A 19120-nucleotide genomic window follows, 5' to 3' on the forward strand; every position below is an offset into this window, starting at 1 on the left:
TGGTATACATGAAAGATGGCTTTTATGATGGGAATACAGGGTATTCCACATAATCTATACATATTGAAGGCTTTCCTGATTATTGCATTGCTGGTACAGGTACTTTTTGAACCTGATCAATCGTGCCACCGCCGAGACAAACATCACCATCATAGAATACAACGGCTTGTCCCGGGGTAATCGCTTTTTGTTGTTGATCGAACTGTACATCCACGCTTCCGTCTTCCTGCCAAGTCAGAGTGACACCTTGATCCGGCTGACGGTAACGGAATTTGGCGGTGCAGCGGAAAGGTACGTTAGGCACATGGTCAGCACCAGCAATCCAGTTAACGCCAGTAGCCGTCAAACCTGTTGAGTACAGGCTTGCGTGCGCATCGCCTTGAACCACAAGCAGCTGATTTTTCTCCAGATCCTTATCGGCCACGAACCAAGGTTCACCATTGCCGGAACCGCCAATACCCAAACCTTGGCGCTGTCCGAGGGTGTAATACATCAGTCCGTCATGACGGCCTTTTACTTCACCCGTTACAATATCAACCATGTCTCCGCCTTTGGCAGGAAGGTAGTTGCTCAGGAATTCCTTGAAGTTGCGCTCGCCGATAAAGCATACACCTGTGCTGTCTTTTTTCTTAGCCGTATACAGGCCTGCTGCTTCAGCAATTTTCCGTACTTCCGGTTTAGGAAGATGGCCGATCGGGAACATCGCTTTGGACAGCTGGTTCTGGCTTAATGCATTAAGGAAGTAGGTCTGGTCCTTGTTGCTATCTACGCCACGCAGCAGTTTGAACGTGCCGTCTTCTTCGATAAGGCGAGCATAGTGCCCTGTGGCAACGTAGTCAGCGCCCAAATCAAGCGCCTTGTTCAGGAATTCGCCAAATTTGATCTCGCGATTGCACATGACATCTGGATTTGGCGTCCGACCTGACTTATATTCATCAAGGAAATAGGTAAATACTTTATCAAAGTACTCTTTCTCGAAGTTGACAGTGTAATAAGGAATGCCGATCTGTTCACAAACCCGGCGAACGTCCTCTGAATCTTCTTCAGCGGTACAGTGGCCGAACTCGTCCGTGTCATCCCAGTTTTTCATGAAAATGCCGATGACATCGTATCCCTGCTCCTTCAGCAGCAAGGCGGTAACGGAAGAATCGACACCTCCGGACATGCCAACGACGACCCGAGTGTTCTCAATTGTTTTGGACATCGTTATCACCATTTCTATATATAAATGTGTTTCGCTTCTATTCTAGCATAACCGGACTCAAGTTACGATACACCCGGCCAATTTTGGATAGTGTCCACTCCAGGCGCACAATTTGGAATATCGTCAATCTTTCTTTTCCATAAAGCTTGCAGATATGTTAACATTAGCTGAGGGTTATGATCGGAATACGGAGGATTACGTGCATGAGATCTGTATTATTCATATCCCCCTGTGGCGGATCATGAAAAACACGGTCTTGCATCACGCCAAGTATATATTGTAATTGTTTTTCTGAAAATTGAAAGAGGTGACTCCTTTGAAAATATCGACAAAAGGCCGTTATGGGCTAACTATCATGATGGAGCTGGCAGCCAGAACTGGCGAAGGCCCTACATCCCTTAAAAGCATTGCGGAGCGCAATCAGCTCTCGGAACATTATCTGGAGCAGCTGATCGCACCGCTGCGTAATGCCGGACTCGTCAAGAGTATCCGTGGAGCATACGGCGGATATATCTTGGCAGGAGATCCTGCGACAGTGACTGCAGGTGACGTGATTCGTGTTCTGGAGGGGCCGATCTCCCCAGTGGACTTCACCGAGGAAGATGACCCGGCCAAACGGGATCTGTGGCTGCGCATTCGTGACAGCATTGCAGAGGTGCTGGATTCTACAACGCTCAAAGACCTGATTTCATTCCAGGATCAGGAACAAAAAGACAGCTACATGTTCTACATCTAATCAAGGTTGACTATGGAACGTTCAGCCATACACTAAAGCCCCCATTATGGGGGCTTTAGCCATGCAAAGCAACATTTTATACCCATAAATCAAATGAAATTTCAACATATAACGGGGTGAATTCAATGAATAGAATTTATTTGGACCACGCTGCATCCACGCCCATGCATCCGCTGGTGGCGGAAGCGATGATGAAAGTCATGACAGGCCAATATGGTAATGCTTCGAGCATACACTCTTTTGGACGGGATGCGAAGCGAACGGTTAGCGGAGCAAGGGACAGTATTGCGGCTTCCTTGGACTGTTTCCCGGATGAACTCGTATTTACGAGTGGTGGCACGGAAAGTGATAATCTGGCAATCTTTGGCGCAGTTTCTGCACGAAAAGAGCAGGGGAAACACGTGATTACAACGGTGATCGAACATCACGCGGTTCTTCACAGCTGTCAAGAGCTTGAACGTCAAGGTTATGAAGTTACCTATCTGCCTGTCAACGAGCATGGAAGAATAAGTTTGGATGAGCTTCAGGAGGCAATTCGGCCGGATACGGTACTGATTACGATGATGTTTGCCAATAACGAGGTAGGAACGATTCAGCCAATCCGCGAAATAGGGGAGCTGGCACGGAAGCATCAGATTTTATTTCATACCGATGCAGTACAGGCTCTGGGCACCCAAAACATCTCTTGTAAAGATCTACCGGTTGACTTGATCAGTTTCTCTGCGCATAAAATTAATGGGCCCCAAGGTGTAGGGGCACTTTATGTGCGTCGTGGCATTTTACTGGAAGCCAAATCCCATGGAGGACTGCAAGAGCGTCAGCGCCGAGCAGGTACGGAGAATATAGCAGGAATTGCCGGATTTGCAGAGGCACTCAACATTGCGACAGCGCAAGCAGAGACGCATCGTCAGCATGATCTGGAATTACGGAAGCTTTTGTTAAAACAGCTGGAAATCCATGTGGGCAAAGCCCATTTTCACGTGAACGGTCATCCCGAATATACGCTGCCCAACATTCTGAATATTAGTTTCCCTGAGGTATCCACAGAAACCATGTTAATGAACCTGGACATGGAAGGCATCGCGGTTGCGAGCGGTTCTGCATGTACATCAGGCTCTCTCGAAGTATCTCATGTACTCAAAGCAATGATGCTGCCGGAGGCATTTTTGCATTCAGCGATTCGTTTTAGCTGGGGATTGGGTAATACTACGGAAGAAATCATGAAAACCGCCGAAAAAATTGGAACCATTCTTGAACGATTGCGTAATAGACCCTAAGGGGCTCTTTTGCACATGGAACAAAAGGAGGGAAGAAGTTCCATTTCATCGGTTAGATAGAAGCGGTTTTGATGATCGGCGTCTGATTGCCACTCATCAACTTTGGGCATACCTAGCAATAGCGCCGCGCCTATTTAATGATAAGAAGATGAGGAGGACCCTGCGATGAAGCTTCAGGAAATGATCGGACTAGCCGTTTTTGATGTCGAGGACGGGAAACAGGTCGGTAAGATCCAGGATTTCATTGTTAGTGACGATTGGAAAATTGAAGGCATTGAACTTGAGAACAAAGGCCTGTTTACCAATCATGTCAAAATCGTGCAGTGGCAAGACATTGTTGCCTACGGCGAAGATGCCGTCATGATCCGTAATCAACAGGCTGTCCGCAAGACGGGAGCCGACGACATAAAACACACGTATCTTCTTGGCCAATCTAAATTGAAAGAGATGTCCGTGCTGACCGAGGAAGGTTTGCTGCTTGGACGAGTCTCCGATGTTTATTTTGACCAAGAGTTGGGAAATACAATAATAGGGATTGAAATTACGGACGGTTTTGTGTCCGATCTGATCGAGGGCCGTAAATGGCTGCCATGTACAAGCGATATGTCTATCGGTGAAAGTGCCATTATGGTGCCTCCACTGAGTGAACAGCGCTTGGAAAATGCCATTCATTCTGTTAATGGATAGGTGAATGTATATGAAATGTCCAAATTGTAGTTCCAAAGATATTGGGAAAATTGGTTCCCACCAGTTCTATTGCTGGGGTTGCTTTATTGAACTGAACGTAAACGGTGAGAAAATGTCTGTATATCAAGTTGAAGAAGATGGAACGCTCAGCTCGCTTGACGATCTATTCTTCGGGGAAGAGCTGCCACAGGACTTCCCGCATCTGCACGCATCTTCTTAAAATGCGAGTGAAACTTCCTCTATATGCGGTTTTGTGACAACGAACGTCACGGACCATGTCGCAAAGCGACGACAGATGTGTATAGATGACAGTTACATAGCAGTCTGTCCAGCCTGCATTAATGTATGCTGGGGCAGGCCTCAACATGCGTCTCCTTCCTTAGTGAAGGGGGCGCTTTTTTGTTTTCTTCTTTTCCACATCTGTACGGGGTTAATAAATATTCCCTTTCCTACATATACTGACTCTCAGAGCCAGTCCAAAGGGGAGAGATGCAAGTGGAGCAATTAACCAAAAACAAGCTGTTCCGTTATGCCATCTGGCTGCTGCTCGGCTTGATCATTCTGTATTTTATATGGCTGTTAAGGCCCTTGCTGCTTCATATATACGGATTCCTGAAAACCGTTCTTGCACCGTTTATCGTGGCCCTTATTATTTCCTATGTGCTCAATCCCATTGTAAGTATGTTGGGCGGACGGAAGGTGCCACGCTCCATCGCTGTTTTGCTGATCTATGCTTTTTTTCTCACCTGTATCGGCGTTATACTCATGAATGTCATCCCGGTGCTGATTGAACAGCTTGAAGAACTGAACGAGCATATGCCTGAATTGTCGATGCGCGCGCAGAGCTTAATGAACAGCATGGATCATAAATTGATGCCACCAAGTGTACGCACAGGCATGAACAGCTGGTTCTTCCAGATGGAAGACCGTCTCACCCAAGGCATAACGATGTTGATGGACAACATCGGAGCCACGATCAATGTGCTGTTTAACGTATTTATTGTGCCGTTTCTCATTTTCTATATGTTAAAAGACTTTGAGGTGTTCGAACGTACGGTCGTTGCATATTTGCCGCGTTCTCGCCGCAAAGCCATCGTTTCGGTCATGAAGGAGATTGATACGGCACTCGGCAATTATATTCGGGGACAGTTCATCGTCTGTGTCATTGTTGGCATCTTCGCCTATATCGGTTACGTGATTATTGATATGCCTTACGCGCTGCTGCTGGCCAGCATTGTAGCCGTATTTAATATTGTGCCATACCTGGGGCCTTTCCTGGGTGCGGCGCCAGCTGTAATTATGGCTTCAACCGTATCTGTTAAAATGGTCCTGCTGGTGGTCATCGTAAACACGCTATGTCAGGTGCTGGAGAGCAACGTCATCTCCCCGCAGGTTGTAGGGCGGACGCTGCATCTGCATCCATTGTCGATTATTTTTGCGCTGCTTGTAGGTGGAGAGCTGGCAGGGATTGTAGGTCTTATTCTGGCGGTGCCTGTTTTTGCCGTTTTGAAAGTCATCGTGCAGCACTTTTTTGCCTATTACATCAAGCGAAGAACGGATTGACAGCCCGGGGGTGAAGCATCTTGGGGTACATTGACACTCGCATGGCGTACCGATATAATGAAGTCACATGTTTCAAAAATGAAATCGATGATGAAATGAAGTACGCCGGGGGTTCCTTTCCTCAGAGAATAGACTTCTTCGGATCAGATTCAGATCTGACCGATGGCTGGAAGAGTCTTGAAAGTTGAAGCGGCGGAAAGCTGATTTCGGAGTGCAGGACAACCCTGCCGGGCGCGACCGTTATTCGCATCAACGAGGAGATTGCTGATTGGTCCGAAATGAGGGACAGGCAGCAATAACCAGGGTGGTACCGCGATAACATCGTCCCTGATATTTCAGGGGCGTTTTTTGTGTTTGTTTTTACAAAAGCAATGTTTACCAACCGGGGCAAATAGCACCGGACCATTATAATTAATTGGGGGCAGTCCGTATGAAAGCCAGTGAAATCCGTTCCAAATGGATAGAGTTTTTTGCAAGTAAAGGTCACAAAATTGAGCCAAGCGCATCGCTTGTACCTCACAACGATCCTTCCCTTTTGTGGATCAATGCGGGAATGGCGCCGCTTAAGCCGTATTTTGACGGACGTGAGAAACCGGAGAATCCGCGTCTCGCGAACTCCCAGAAATGTATTCGTACCAACGATATCGAGAATGTCGGCAAAACACGCCGTCACCATACGTTCTTCGAAATGCTGGGTAACTTCTCCATCGGAGATTATTTCAAAGAAGAAACCATTACTTGGGCATGGGAATTCCTGACGAGCAAGGAATGGATCGGATTCGATCCAGAGCGTCTGTCGGTAACGGTTTATCCAGAAGACGAAGAAGCTTTCAAACTGTGGAACGAAAAAGTGGGATTGCCGGCAGAACGTATCATCAAACTGGATGAGAACTTCTGGGATATCGGTGAAGGCCCATGCGGTCCATGTACCGAAATATTCTATGACCGCGGTGAAGCCTACGGCAATGACATGAACGATCCGGAAATGTACCCGGGCGGGGAAAACGAGCGTTACCTTGAAGTATGGAACCTGGTATTCTCCCAGTTTAATCACAACAAGGATGGCAGCTATACGCCGCTTCCTAACAAAAACATTGATACAGGTGCAGGTTTGGAGCGTTTTGCTTCCATTCTGCAGAACGTGGATTCCAACTTTGACACAGACCTGTTCCAACCGATGATTCAAAGAACAGCGGCACTTGCCGGTGTGAAATACAACGACAGTGTTGAGATTGATGTAGCGCTGAAAGTTATTGCTGACCATATCCGTACCGTTGCTTTTGCAGTAGGCGATGGCGTTCTGCCAAGTAATGAAGGACGTGGATACGTTATCCGCCGCCTGCTGCGCCGTGCTGTACGCTACGGAAAGGTTCTCGGATTGGACCGTCCATTCCTCTATGAACTGACAACAACAGTCGGTGAAGTCATGGGCGTATACTACCCAGAGGTGGTGGACAAGCAAGAATTTATCGCGAAGGTCATCAAAACCGAAGAAGAACGGTTCCACGAAACACTTAGTGACGGATTGGCGATTCTGGCAGACATCAGTGCTGCAGCCAAATCCGAAGGTCGTACGGTAATCAGTGGTCCGGAAGCATTCAAATTGTATGACACATATGGCTTCCCGTTTGACCTTACTGAAGATTACGCGGCAGAGCATGGCTTGACTGTTGATCGTGAAGGTTTCGATGCATCCATGCAGGAACAACGTGATCGTGCACGTGCAGGCCGTCAGGAAAGCGAAAGCATGAAGGTCCAAGGCGGACCACTTGCTGATCTGGAGGTTAAAAGCGAGTTTGTTGGTTATACTGACCTGTTGACGGAAGCAAAAGTGGTTGCCATTGTTGCAGGCGATGCCCTTGTCGATTCAGTAAGCGAGGGACAAACCTGTCAGGTGATCCTCGATAAAACTCCGTTCTATGCAGAGAGCGGCGGACAAGTCAGCGATCAGGGCTTGCTGCGCGGAGCAGGCGTTACTGCCAAAGTACAAGGGTTGTTCAAAGCTCCGCAAGGACAGCACGTACACATGGTAAGCGTAGAGTCGGGTGAATTGCGTGTAGGTGATGTGATTCAAGCGGAAGTGGATGCGTCCAAGCGCGGAGATATTATCAAAAACCACACAGCTACCCATTTGCTGCACAAAGCACTTAAGGATGTGCTGGGTACGCATGTCAATCAGGCAGGTTCCCTTGTGGAGCCGCAGCGCCTGCGGTTTGACTTCTCTCACTTCGGTAGCATTACACCGGAAGAATTGACAGAGATTGAACGTCAGGTGAATGAGCAGATCTGGAATCGCCTGAATGTGAACATTGAATTGAAGGCCATTGATGAAGCCAAAGAAATGGGCGCTATGGCATTGTTCGGTGAAAAATATGGAGATATTGTACGTGTCGTACAAATCGGTGACTACAGTTTGGAACTTTGTGGCGGCTGTCACGTAAACAATACATCGGAGATTGGCATGTTCAAGCTTGTCAGCGAGAGCGGCATTGGTTCCGGTGTACGCCGGATTGAGGCTGTAACCGGTCGTGGTGCGTACCTCTTCGTTGAAAGTCAGCTGGAGCTGCTCAAGCAATCGGCAGCCCTGCTCAAAGCCAATGTTGCAGATGTGCCTAAACGGATCGAAGGTCTCAACCAACAGCTGAAAGAAGCTGCGAGAGAAACGGAATCGCTGCAAAGCAAGCTGAGTGCCATGGAAGCAGGCTCGTTGACGGATCAAGTGGTACAGGCAGGAGATACACAAGTGCTCGCAGCCCGCGTGGACGCACCGAACATGGATGCGCTGCGTACCGTTGCCGACGAATTGAAAGTGAAGCTGCCTGATGCTGTGCTCGTTCTGGGTGCTCCTGCAGATGGCAAAGTAAACTTCGTGGTTGCTGTTCCTGCTGAGAAAGTGAAGCAAGGTCTTCATGCCGGTAAAATCGTCAAGGAAGTTGCAGCAGTATGCGGCGGTGGCGGCGGTGGACGTCCAGACATGGCACAAGCCGGAGGCAAGGATGCGTCCAAGCTGGATGAAGCTCTGAAACTGGCCGTTTCACTCATCGCACAATAACGGACAAGCAAAAAACACAATTGCATTCTCCTTTGTTTACTCGTGGCAGTCAGAATATGTTATTATATAAGCAGAAATCAATTCGGCAGGACATGGTCCCCATGTTCATGCAGGAGCGAGGTGTCATCAATGGACTCCATGGATAAGACGGTTAAATTTAATGTGAAAGCTGACGAGCAGGAAGCATCCTCCAAAGAGATTCTTCTCACGGTGTATGATGCACTGGTGGATAAGGAGTATAATCCAATCAACCAGATTGTCGGGTATCTGATTTCGGGAGACCCTGCATACATTCCTCGTCATAACAACGCACGCAGTCTGGTCCGGAAGAAGGAGCGCGACGAGCTGATTGAAGAGCTTGTACGTTCTTATCTGGCCAATCACCGGTAATGTATACCGCTTCCGCTGTGAGCAGCCATGCATGCAGCGGGAAATGAACCGACAGAAGACAGCCTGAAGCTTGAGAAGGGAAGAATCTTATCTTCCCGCACGGGCTTGAGGATGGGAGAGCATGGATGAAAATATTAGGTTTGGACTATGGGGACCGAAGAATCGGAGTTGCCGTTAGTGACGCCTTCGGTTGGACTGCCCAGGGATTAGAAGTGCTTGAACGCCGCCGGGATGAAGGTGAGTTCGGTCGCATTGCTGAACTAGTGCGTGAGCACGAAATCAGCGAGATCGTTGTAGGGCTCCCCAAAAACATGAACGGCACCGTAGGGCCGCGTGGTGAAATTTGCATTGCTTTTGCCGAACGCCTGCGGGGCGAACTGAATTTACCTGTTCACCTTTGGGATGAACGGCTGACAACCATGGCAGCAGAACGAACGCTGATTGAAGCGGATGTCAGTCGAAAAAAACGCAAGCAGGTTGTGGACAAAATGGCCGCAAGCTTGATTTTGCAAAATTATTTGGATGCGAACAGTAAAAGGTGAGGGGGATCAACAATGGCTGAAGATCAACTGGGTATGGAAGAAGAATCGGAGATTATTTACATCGCGGATGACGAGGGCAATGAAGAAGAATTCGAAGTCATCATGAAGTTTGAAGTAGATGGGTCGGAGGCCAAGTATATGATGGTTGCTCCGGTTGAACCTGAAGATGGCGAAACGGATGTATATGCATTCCGTTACGAAGAAGATGGCGACGATATTAAACTTTTCGTCATCCAAGATGATGCCGAATGGGATATTGTCGAGGAGACGTTTAATACATTTTTAGCTGAAGATGAAGAGGAAGCGAACTAAATGACGGAATATAGCCGCAAAGACCTGAAATGGACAGATTCACTGCGTCTGGCATTCGGTGCTCATGTTGAGCTCGAGGAAGAGAACGGTAAATCGCAACCGTATGACTTGTTGGCTGAGTTTGAAGTCCATGGTCAACAGTACGCGGTACTCCGCAGTTCATTGCGTCCTTATGACGAGGTTGAACTTCTGCGGGTATTGCCGGGAAGCGAAGACCAGATCATGCCTGAGTTAGTTACGATTGATGATGACGAAGAATGGGAGAACATCTCGGAACTGTACGATGAATGTACCCTCCCGATTGACGAAGATTAACCAGCTTCAAATTGAAGAAACCGGAAGGGCGGAGAAGTCCGCTCTTTTTGGTTGTGTAAAGGAGTTGTGTCTTTTTTGAAAGGGAAAGTCATATTAGTCATTCTGCTTATCCTTGTAATTGTGGCCGGAGGGGCAGGTGCTGCAGTCTGGAACATGATGCGACCTGTTTCGGATTCGGCAGAACCGGTTGTATTCGAGATCAAAAGCGGATCTGGAACATCGCAAATTGCGGATCAGCTTGAGCAAGAGGGACTGATTCGAAGTGGTCTAGCTTTTAAAGGGTATTTGAAGTGGAAGAACCAAGGATCGAGTTTTATGGCAGGTACATATTCCATGAAGCCTGGCGTGTCATACGATGAGATTATTACCAAGCTGAACAGCGGTGAAGTTGTACCGGAAGAAATGGTGAAGTTTACGATTCCTGAAGGATATACTGTACTGCAAATGGCAGATAAATTGTCTGCAGAAGGTGTCGTAGAGCGTGAAGAATTCATCAAGCTGGCGAATGATCCGTCTTCCTTCGATGTCGATATCATTAAGGATATTCCTGTGGATGAAGAACTTCGTTACGCTTTGGAGGGATACTTGTTCCCTGAAACCTATGAGCTCAAAAAGGGCAGCTCCACCCATGACGTCATGCAGCGAATGCTTGAAGAATTTCAGACCAAAATCAATACCATACCGGATCTGGATTCCAAACTGAAAGCCCGTAATCTCTCTTTGCATGAGCTGCTTACGATCGCTTCCCTTGTGGAGCGAGAAGTTGTGGTGGATGAGGAACGTGCTCTGGTTGCAGGCGTTATTGATAACCGGATCAAGCAGGACATGAAGCTGGAGATTGATGCAACCGTTCAATATTTACTGGACAAGCCGAAGGCACGATTATTGTTCAAAGACTTGAAGGTGCAGAGTCCATATAATTCGTATCTCAACAAGGGACTGCCGCCAGGGCCAATTGCAAGCCCGAGTTTGGAGTCTATTGAGGCTGCTCTGGCACCGGAAGCTTCAGACTACCTGTTCTATGTTACGAAGAAGGATGGTTCATCCGGGCACCTGTTTGCCAAAACGTATAAGGAACATCAGCAAAATATAGCCAAAAGTAAGGCTGCGCAATAAGCGGAGGGGATGTATATGAGTAAGAAACATGAACTGCTGGTTACGGCAGCAAATGTAAACGAAGCAGAAGTACTGCTCCAGGCCGGAGCAGATGCCTTGTTAATTGGGGATGATCGCTTCGGCATGCGTTTACCCGGCAGTTTCACTGTGGAAGAGACAGCCGAAGTGGTTGCCCTTGCTGCCAAACATCAGGCTCGTGTCTATGTATCCATGAATAACTTGATGTCCAACGAGCTGTTGAAGGAGCTCCCTGAGTATGTTCAGGCTCTGGGCAGCATTGGGGTTCATGCCGTGGAATTTAACGATCCATCCGTGCTGGCTGCGATTAGGGAGTATGCTCCCCATATTCAGCTGCACTGGAATGCGGAGATGACTTCAACGAACTACGCAACGGCCAACTATTGGGGCAACAAAGGTGCCAGTCGTGTTGTACTCGCCAGAGAGCTGAACATGGATGAGCTGACAGAGATGGTTCCTTTTCTAAAAGTTGAAGCTCAGGTCCAGGTGCATGGCATGACGAATATTTATCATTCCAAACGCAGTCTGGTCCAAAGTTATATGGCTCATCAGGGGCGCCCGGTAGAGGGGCACCTTGGTAAAGAGCGCGGGCTATTTCTGATTGAGGCAGAACGCCGGGATGAGAAATTCCCGATTTATGAAGATGTCAACGGTACGCACATTATGAGCTCTGAAGATATTTGCATTTTGGAGGATCTACATCTGTTGATGGAGGCAGGTGTTCATAGCTTCAAGATTGAAGGTATTCTCAAACCGCTGGTTTATAATGAGGCTGTTGTCCGGGCTTACCGGAGGGCTATTGATTGTTATGCAGCAGATGCGGATGCATATGCTTTTTCGGATGAGTGGCTGGATGAGGTCCGCCAATTGCAGGATCCTGAACGGGAGCTGTCATTTGGCTTTTTCTACAAAGAACAGGTGTATTAATAGACGAGGTGAACGAAATGGAAACAATGGCGGTACAGCGGAAGTTCTCGGGTAAACGTAACCGTCTGGACAAACCGGAGCTTCTTGCTCCGGCGGGCAATCTGGAAAAACTCAAATTTGCGATTCATTATGGCGCAGACGCTGTGTATATTGGCGGACAGGCCTATGGACTTCGTTCCAATGCAGACAACTTCAGCTTTGAGGAAATGCGTGAAGGTGTGGAATTTGCGAGTAAATACGGCGCCAAGGTATTTGTGGCTACCAATATCTATGCACACAATGAAGACATTGAAGGCATTGAGGCATATTTGCAAAACCTGTACAATGCGGGTATCGCAGCCGTGATCGTGGCGGACCCGGCGATTATTGAAGTCGCTCAGCGTGCTGTACCCGGCCTTGAGGTGCACCTAAGTACGCAGCAATCTACACTGAACTGGCAAGCCGTGAAGTTCTGGAAAGACGAGGGGCTCCCGCGAGTGGTTCTGGGGCGTGAAACCAGCTTCGAGGAGATCGAAGAGATCAAGGCGAATGTCGATATCGAGATTGAAGCGTTCATTCATGGGGCAATGTGTTCCTCCTATTCGGGACGCTGTGTACTCTCCAATCACTTTACAGATCGGGATTCCAACCGGGGGGGCTGCTGCCAATCCTGCCGCTGGAAGTATGATTTGTTTGAGGATGCCAGAGAAGACGCGGTGTGGGTAAGCGAGGAAGAAATGCAGATGCAGGCCCCGGCACCTTTCAAACTGGGTGAGAACCAGCTGCCCCTGTTCCAGGAACAGGATAATTCGTTCTCCATGGGATCGAAAGATCTGTGCATGATCGGTCATATCCCCGAGTTGATTGATGTGGGTGTGGACAGCTTTAAAATTGAGGGCCGTATGAAGTCCATTCACTATGTGGCTACTGTTGTGAACGTATATCGTCAAGCGATCGATGCTTACATGGCTGATCCGGAAAACTATGTGTTGAAGCCGGAATGGGTCGAAGAGATGAATAAGGCTGCCAACCGTCCGTTAAACACCGGATTTTTCTACGATACACCGGACCATGAGGATCACATCTATGAGCCGGAAGAAAAAGCAGTTCCTTATGACTTCGCCGGATTGGTTATGGACTATGATGCAGCTACAGGAATGGCCACCATTCAGCAGCGGAATCATTTCAAGCCTGGACAAGAGATCGAATTTTTCGGTCCAAACGGCACCTTTTTCAAACAGGTTGTAGGTGAAATTCAGGATGAAGAAGGCAATGTACTGGACGCAGCAAGACACCCATTGCAGTTGATCAAAATGAAAGTAGACCAGCCTGTATCTTATTTTGATATGATGAGAAAAAAGAAATAGGTTAAATGGCCTATCAACAACAAAATTGTGTTATGAATTAACAATATGTTGTTATGAATCTAATGATTTAGCCCTCCGTATATCGGTATATGGGGGGCTTTTTTTTATAGAAAAATAGGAAAAAAGTTGCAAAATATTTTTTAAAAACAAAAGGGGAAAGGGGAAAACTGTCGAATATTACATATTTATAGGGGAGAGAAAGAAAAACAACTAGCAAAATGGCAGGTGAATGGGATTGGTTCAAAAGAAGCAGAAGGACAGTGGGGAAAAGGTGAAGAAACCAGTGAAGGAAAAAAAACCGAGAGAGCAAAAGTTTAAGAAATTGAGCTTCTTCAAAAGCAAGACGGAAAAACCATCGAACAAGAAGCCATTTAAGCTGGATTGGAGAAAGATCCAGTGGAATAAGATGGGAGGGACAACGTTAACTCAGATCAGGAAGGCAAATCCGGTTAAATCGGTAGGAGTCAAACTATTCTTAATCTTTTTTGCGGGGATTATGATTTTTGTTATTAGTTTGGGTCTATTGTCCTACTCGAAAGCCAAAAACACCATTGAGGAAAATGCCTCCCGGGCAAACCAGGAAACGATTGATCAAACCAAAGAAAAAATGGATATCATTCTGGAGCGTTTTGTGGATACGTCAACCCAGATCTTCTTTGATCCGGAAATGCAATCCTTGTTGCAAAACATGTCTAATAAGGATCTTACAGCGTATGATATGTTTATCAATTCAAGCTCCATCAATAAACAGCTATCAAACGTTGCTTTTACAAATAAATCTATGGAAGCGATTTATTTGGTGCCGACAGATGATTCCAAGTCTACTATGGGAACGGGGAGCAGCAGTGCTTCCATGGGTGATATTCGCAGCGAAGCTTGGTATAACGAGATAGTGCAGTCCGGTGGATATCGCTGGCTCCCAACAGAAATTAAAGAAGACGGAAGTGCGCCAACGTTCCGAATTGCCCGTTCCATGAAAAACCTGCAGGGGACAAACCAATCATATGTCTTGGTGATTGAGTTGAAACTGGAAGTTTTGGAGGAACAGTTGAAATCGCTTAATCTGGGAGAGGGAGCTGTAATTCAGCTCATTGCTCCGGATAAAAAAGTTGTTGCCTCAACGATTGCTGACGGCACAGGTAAGGAAACGGAACTCGCTTTTTATGGTGAATTGACTGAACAGACAGGCAGTACCAATGCAGCGTATGCAGTTGATGGAAAATCTACCGATATGCTTGTAGTTTACAGTACGATGGAAACATCGGATTGGAAGTTGATTGGAATGGTACCTACTTCGATGCTGGTTAAGGATGCCAAAGGCATTTTGACACTGACATTGTGGATGGCATTGGTTGACGCAGCAATTGCAGTATTGATTGGGGTATGGATGGTACGCATGATTGCCCGTCCGCTTGGAAGATTGAAAGACCTCATGCAGGAAGGGGCCAAAGGAAATCTAAAGGTACGTACACCATTTACTTCCAAAGATGAAATTGGTCAATTGTCAGCCGCCTTCAATCTGATGATGGAACAGATCACGAAGCTGGTTGAGCAAACAAATCGTTCCGCACAGGAAGTGCTGGATACCGCTTCCGAGCTAAGCAATGCATCCAAGAAGACGGCCATTTCTGCATCGGAGATTGCAGTAGCAACGGAAGAGATTGCTGGTGGTGCAAGCAGCCTGGCTACGGAAGCCGAGCGTGGTAATGAGTTGACTGATAATATCTCACGTCAGATGCAGAGCGTTGTAGCCGCGAACGAGGAGATGGGCCAATCCGCCCGTCATGTCGAGCAGTCCAGTGAGACAGGCACACAGCACTTGAATCAGTTAATGACGAAGACGCAGAAGACCGAAGAGATGATCGGTGCTCTGGTGAACAAGGTGGACTCCCTGAAAGAGAGTACATCGTCCGTTCTGAAGGTTCTGGATGTGCTCCAGAATATTACGAAGCAGACGAATATTCTGTCACTGAATGCCACCATTGAAGCAGCACGTGCCGGTGCAGCCGGACGCGGATTCATGGTTGTTGCTGGTGAGGTTCGTCAACTCGCCGAGCAATCCAGACAGTCCATTGACATGGTGGGCGAGATTACCGATAAAATCATGCATGAGATGAACGAAACGGTGGCCGCATTGTCCAATGTCAATCCTTTATTCCGGGAGCAAATGGATGCCGTTAAAGATACCAATGTGATCTTTGCTTCGGTTCAAGAGCAGATGGGGGCATTTGTAGAGAAGCTGGGCATGGTAACGGACTCCATTGGGGATCTGAGCAAGTCTCAAGGTACATTGTCTGAGGCGATGAGTAATGTAAGCGCAGTCGCCGAGGAATCCTCTGCAACCTCTGAAGAAGTGGCTTCCTTGAGCAGCGAGCAGCAGAATATCAGCAACCAGTTGGTGAACTTGTCCGATAAGCTGGAGAATGTATCCACTGAACTGAAAAATACACTGTCACGCTTTACGGTATAATCAAATACAAAAATCGTGAAATCTTCAACAAACCTGTTCCTTTTCTGGAGCAGGTTTGTTGCTGTTTTCCGGATAATTCCAGCTAGGAAGAAGCATACTATGCAGAAAAATGAAGAAGGGGATAAGGAAGCATGCGTGTACAACTAAAAAGAAGAATATATATTGGTTGTGTCTTCCTGACCGTCATTTTTGCAATCCTTATCCTTCGTCTCGGGTGGATTCAGATGGTTCAGGTGAATCGAGTCATGCCGGGATTCCAGCGAACGGTTCGTGAGATGTCTGTTTTGCAGCGTGAACGGGGCGTTATGCTTGATTCAGGTCGAGGACAAATCACAGATCGTAAGGGAAAATCACTGACAGGAAGCCTGCAGTGGGGAGTTGTGCTTTTTCCGCACTCTGGACATAGGCATGTCCAATCCCTGATGAATACAACAAACGTCAGATTGAAGCGGCTGGCAGCCATACTACATACGGATACAACACACCTAATTAAAGAGTGGGAGCAGGGAGACGCCCCTCATTTCTGGACAGCAGGCACGCATCAACCCATGGTATTGGACAAGGCCCAACTAGCAAAACTTCAGGAATTCGAAGGAGATGGAGCCAGCGTATACCCCGTGATGTCACGTTATGACGAGAGCCGTACAGGAAGGCAATGGTTAGGTTACCTGGCTGAACAACCTGAAGTTCTGAGCATGAGAGATCAACATACAGTTGAAGTGAAACAACCTTTTGCGCTGAAGTCGGGTGCAGCTGGACTGGAAAGGACGCTGGATCCCCTATTGATGGGCATGGGGCCAACCCTGCTGACTCGAATGGTTACTGGCACAGGAGAGGTTATTCCCGAATATGAACCAAGGGTAATTGCCCCGAGAAATAGTCACTATCCTTTAAAGGTAGAGACCACAGTCGATACAGAAATACAGCAAAGAGTAGAACGGATTGCTGAGGACGCGGGTATGGAAGAGGGGGCGATTGTTGTACTGGATACGGCAAATGCAGATGTACGCGCAATGGTCTCAGTTCCATTTTACGATCCGCTGCATGTGGATCCATCCAACTCCTCCTGGGCGAATCGGGCTGTGCAGAGTGCTGTACCTGGATCGATATTCAAAATGGTTACGGCGGCAGCAGCTCTGGAATCACAAGCTGTTTCAACCAAAGAAACCTTTCATTGTGGCGGAGAATGGGGAAAGTATGGGTTATCCTGCTGGAAAGAACAAGGACATGGTGATCTGAAGCTGGAACAGGGCTTCGCTGAGTCCTGTAATATTGTTTTTGCCGAAACAGCCCGCCGCCTCAGTATGGAGCAATTGGAGCGAACTGCCGATGCTTTGGGCTTGGCACGGACCATCGGCTGGGAGAAGAAGGATGTGGCCGGAATGCCGGTGCTGCGTCATTTTGATCACGAAGATGCAGGGCGTGTACGTACAACAACAGTTTCCTCAGAGGATGAAGGAGCCCGGGTACAGACAGCCATTGGTCAGCGAGATACCCGCGTATCCCCGTTACAGGCAGCGAATCTGATTGTGACCCTGCTTCATGATGGCCGAGTTCACGCGCCTCGGCTTGTGCAGCGTATCCGATATGCGGATGGTGATGTGATGCTTGAAATGCCTCCGCATGATTCGCCTTCACAAGCCGGTCAGATCTCTTCCGCAACTTCTCACCAACTTCTGAGATGGATGCGTAAGGTGGTAACGGATGGAACCGGAAAAACCCTGCAGCATGCGCGGTGGCACGTTGCAGGGAAGTCAGGTACCGCCCAGGTGGAGCAGAAAGGACGGAAACGCAATCATCAATGGTTTATCGGGTATGGCCCGGTAGAGCAGCCTCGATATGCAGTTGCTGTTTTGGTCCAGAATGTAGCACCAGGCGGACACCACCAGGCTACAGATATCTTTCGCCGTGTGATGGATTACTTGGCCGAATCTTCCTGATCTGCAGTCCGTGTTGAAGCTTCGGCAGATGCTTCCGTGTTCACGCCCGTGGCTTCACCCACAGGCGTATCCATGACTAATGGAGAAGAATCGAATTCATCCTTGGGCAGATGAATCCACCGCTGTAAATAGCCCTGCTGCAGCAGTTCCTTTAGCAAAATCAGCAGTACTGGAGATAGTACAACTCCGGCAAGGCCGAATATGGAGAGTGAGATCAGCATAAATGAAAGCATCAGGTATGCAGAAGACACTCCGATCGAGTTGCCGGATATTTTCGGTTCAAGCAGCTGGCGTGTCAGCATTGTAATCACGAGAACGACAACTAGACCAATGGCCAAGCTGCTGTTCCCTATGATAAACAGATAGACAATCCATGGAATAAATATAACCGGAACCCCCAGAAGAGGCACGAGATCAAATACCGCACAGACTGCAGCGATCGTAAAGGCATTATTGGTTCCAAGAATGAGCAGTCCGACATAGATCAATACAAAGGTAATCAGCATCATGATCATCTGTGCCTTCAAGTACGAACGAATGGTTTTGAAGACATGGTTGCGCATAAATGCCATAGCGAGCTTCAATGTTTTCGGTGTCTTGGCACGGGCAAACTTGCGCCAGGATTCAATCTCGATACTGAGAAAGAAGGCAAGAATGATTGCAATCCCAAAGTTTGTGATAAATGATGAAAATGAACTGAGAAATCCAATAATGAATTGTGCGCCACTGGTCACCCAGCTGGAGAGGAAACCGGTAAGTGTTGCAAAATAATCGTTTATCTTCTCAATAATACCAGGAGGAAGTGCGTTCCACTTGTCCTGAAGAAAGTAGGCGAGATTGGTGAACTCGCTCTGCAGCAGCTCTACGTATCGAGGGAAATTATCCTGCAGATTGGATATTTGAGAGATAATAATCAGACCCACGCCAAAAAAGGCAGCAACAATTAGTGCGAGAAAAAGCAAAACAGATATCGCGGCTCCCAGTGTTTTGGGCAGTCCTCGGCGATGCAAAAAACGGGCCAGTGGTTCAATCATCCAATATACGATAAATGAAAGAAAAACAGGTGCAGCTATTTGATACAATCGGCTAAAGCCATACATGACCAAATATACAGTTAACACAAGTAAAGCGATGTCAAAAACAGTACGTCCATATTTTCTATAAAGGGGTAACATGGGCAGGGCTCCTTCATCCGTCATTCATTCCATTTATTGTACACGATTGA

17 protein-coding genes are annotated in these 19120 nt (G+C 47.6%); 15 read left to right on the forward strand and 2 right to left on the reverse strand.

Annotated elements, in window-relative coordinates; genetic code table 11:
• Positions 1 to 79 precede the first annotated feature (79 nt).
• Entirely contained in the window at positions 80 to 1204 is a 1125-nt protein-coding gene (gene mnmA, locus PIL01S_RS17545) for a tRNA 2-thiouridine(34) synthase MnmA (protein WP_127538636.1), read from the reverse strand.
• 316 nt (positions 1205 to 1520) lie between these two features.
• On the opposite strand from mnmA, the gene cymR reads away from it, so the two are divergent.
• The 15 genes from cymR (at position 1521) to PIL01S_RS17620 (ending at position 17895) form a co-directional block, all read left to right on the forward strand.
• Entirely contained in the window at positions 1521 to 1940 is a 420-nt protein-coding gene (gene cymR / locus PIL01S_RS17550; protein WP_127538637.1) for a cysteine metabolism transcriptional regulator CymR, read from the forward strand.
• 125 nt (positions 1941 to 2065) lie between these two features.
• Positions 2066 to 3217 carry a cysteine desulfurase family protein gene (locus PIL01S_RS17555; protein ID WP_127538638.1) on the forward strand — a complete coding sequence of 384 codons (1152 nt, stop codon included), beginning with the start codon at positions 2066 to 2068 and terminating at the stop codon, positions 3215 to 3217.
• A 165-nt stretch (positions 3218 to 3382) separates the two neighbouring features.
• Entirely contained in the window at positions 3383 to 3904 is a 522-nt protein-coding gene (locus tag PIL01S_RS17560) for a PRC-barrel domain-containing protein (RefSeq protein WP_095289518.1), read from the forward strand.
• A 10-nt stretch (positions 3905 to 3914) separates the two neighbouring features.
• Complete coding sequence (locus PIL01S_RS17565; RefSeq protein WP_095289519.1) at positions 3915 to 4124, forward strand: hypothetical protein; 210 nt, start codon at positions 3915 to 3917, stop codon at positions 4122 to 4124.
• Positions 4125 to 4399: 275 nt separating this feature from the next.
• Positions 4400 to 5467 carry an AI-2E family transporter gene (locus tag PIL01S_RS17570; protein ID WP_127538639.1) on the forward strand — a complete coding sequence of 356 codons (1068 nt, stop codon included), beginning with the start codon at positions 4400 to 4402 and terminating at the stop codon, positions 5465 to 5467.
• A 430-nt stretch (positions 5468 to 5897) separates the two neighbouring features.
• Positions 5898 to 8519, forward strand: coding sequence for an alanine--tRNA ligase (alaS, locus tag PIL01S_RS17575; protein WP_127538640.1), 2622 nt, complete (start codon positions 5898 to 5900; stop codon positions 8517 to 8519).
• A gap of 129 nt (positions 8520 to 8648) precedes the next feature.
• Positions 8649 to 8909 (forward strand): IreB family regulatory phosphoprotein, encoded by a 261-nt coding sequence (locus PIL01S_RS17580; RefSeq protein ID WP_024633073.1) that lies wholly within the window; start codon positions 8649 to 8651, stop codon positions 8907 to 8909.
• A gap of 125 nt (positions 8910 to 9034) precedes the next feature.
• Complete coding sequence (gene ruvX, locus PIL01S_RS17585; protein WP_095289522.1) at positions 9035 to 9451, forward strand: Holliday junction resolvase RuvX; 417 nt, start codon at positions 9035 to 9037, stop codon at positions 9449 to 9451.
• Positions 9452 to 9463: 12 nt separating this feature from the next.
• The gene (locus PIL01S_RS17590) at positions 9464 to 9763 is read left to right on the forward strand and encodes a DUF1292 domain-containing protein (RefSeq protein ID WP_127538641.1); all 300 of its coding nucleotides are present in this window, start codon (positions 9464 to 9466) and stop codon (positions 9761 to 9763) included.
• Entirely contained in the window at positions 9764 to 10078 is a 315-nt protein-coding gene (locus PIL01S_RS17595) for a DUF1292 domain-containing protein (protein ID WP_127538642.1), read from the forward strand.
• A gap of 75 nt (positions 10079 to 10153) precedes the next feature.
• Positions 10154 to 11194 (forward strand): endolytic transglycosylase MltG, encoded by a 1041-nt coding sequence (mltG, locus tag PIL01S_RS17600; RefSeq protein WP_246058407.1) that lies wholly within the window; start codon positions 10154 to 10156, stop codon positions 11192 to 11194.
• A 15-nt stretch (positions 11195 to 11209) separates the two neighbouring features.
• Positions 11210 to 12139 carry a peptidase U32 family protein gene (locus PIL01S_RS17605; RefSeq protein WP_127538643.1) on the forward strand — a complete coding sequence of 310 codons (930 nt, stop codon included), beginning with the start codon at positions 11210 to 11212 and terminating at the stop codon, positions 12137 to 12139.
• Positions 12140 to 12156: 17 nt separating this feature from the next.
• Positions 12157 to 13485 (forward strand): peptidase U32 family protein, encoded by a 1329-nt coding sequence (locus PIL01S_RS17610; RefSeq protein ID WP_127538644.1) that lies wholly within the window; start codon positions 12157 to 12159, stop codon positions 13483 to 13485.
• A gap of 229 nt (positions 13486 to 13714) precedes the next feature.
• Entirely contained in the window at positions 13715 to 15955 is a 2241-nt protein-coding gene (locus PIL01S_RS17615) for a methyl-accepting chemotaxis protein (protein ID WP_246058409.1), read from the forward strand.
• A gap of 131 nt (positions 15956 to 16086) precedes the next feature.
• A complete protein-coding gene (locus PIL01S_RS17620; protein ID WP_246058416.1) occupies positions 16087 to 17895 on the forward strand; it encodes a peptidoglycan D,D-transpeptidase FtsI family protein in 1809 nt (602 codons plus the stop codon).
• Here PIL01S_RS17620 and PIL01S_RS17625 read toward each other — a convergent pair.
• Complete coding sequence (locus PIL01S_RS17625) at positions 17874 to 19070, reverse strand: AI-2E family transporter (RefSeq protein WP_127538646.1); 1197 nt, start codon at positions 19068 to 19070, stop codon at positions 17874 to 17876. The two genes, PIL01S_RS17620 and PIL01S_RS17625, sit on opposite strands and share 22 nt — an antisense overlap.
• Between the last annotated feature and the right edge of the window lie 50 nt (positions 19071 to 19120).

Origin of the sequence: Paenibacillus illinoisensis NBRC 15959, from assembly GCF_004000925.1 — a bacterium.
In the GTDB taxonomy this organism is placed as follows: domain Bacteria; phylum Bacillota; class Bacilli; order Paenibacillales; family Paenibacillaceae; genus Paenibacillus; species Paenibacillus illinoisensis.

Coding starts and splice junctions, on each gene's coding strand:
- mnmA (WP_127538636.1), bottom strand. CDS start 1,204: ATGTCCAAAACAATTGAGAACACTCGGGTCGTCGTTGGCATGTCCGGA.
- PIL01S_RS17555 (WP_127538638.1), top strand. CDS start 2,066: ATGAATAGAATTTATTTGGACCACGCTGCATCCACGCCCATGCATCCG.
- PIL01S_RS17560 (WP_095289518.1), top strand. CDS start 3,383: ATGAAGCTTCAGGAAATGATCGGACTAGCCGTTTTTGATGTCGAGGAC.
- PIL01S_RS17565 (WP_095289519.1), top strand. CDS start 3,915: ATGAAATGTCCAAATTGTAGTTCCAAAGATATTGGGAAAATTGGTTCC.
- alaS (WP_127538640.1), top strand. CDS start 5,898: ATGAAAGCCAGTGAAATCCGTTCCAAATGGATAGAGTTTTTTGCAAGT.
- PIL01S_RS17580 (WP_024633073.1), top strand. CDS start 8,649: ATGGACTCCATGGATAAGACGGTTAAATTTAATGTGAAAGCTGACGAG.
- ruvX (WP_095289522.1), top strand. CDS start 9,035: ATGAAAATATTAGGTTTGGACTATGGGGACCGAAGAATCGGAGTTGCC.
- PIL01S_RS17590 (WP_127538641.1), top strand. CDS start 9,464: ATGGCTGAAGATCAACTGGGTATGGAAGAAGAATCGGAGATTATTTAC.
- PIL01S_RS17595 (WP_127538642.1), top strand. CDS start 9,764: ATGACGGAATATAGCCGCAAAGACCTGAAATGGACAGATTCACTGCGT.
- PIL01S_RS17605 (WP_127538643.1), top strand. CDS start 11,210: ATGAGTAAGAAACATGAACTGCTGGTTACGGCAGCAAATGTAAACGAA.
- PIL01S_RS17610 (WP_127538644.1), top strand. CDS start 12,157: ATGGAAACAATGGCGGTACAGCGGAAGTTCTCGGGTAAACGTAACCGT.
- PIL01S_RS17615 (WP_246058409.1), top strand. CDS start 13,715: ATGGGATTGGTTCAAAAGAAGCAGAAGGACAGTGGGGAAAAGGTGAAG.
- PIL01S_RS17620 (WP_246058416.1), top strand. CDS start 16,087: ATGCGTGTACAACTAAAAAGAAGAATATATATTGGTTGTGTCTTCCTG.
- PIL01S_RS17625 (WP_127538646.1), bottom strand. CDS start 19,070: ATGTTACCCCTTTATAGAAAATATGGACGTACTGTTTTTGACATCGCT.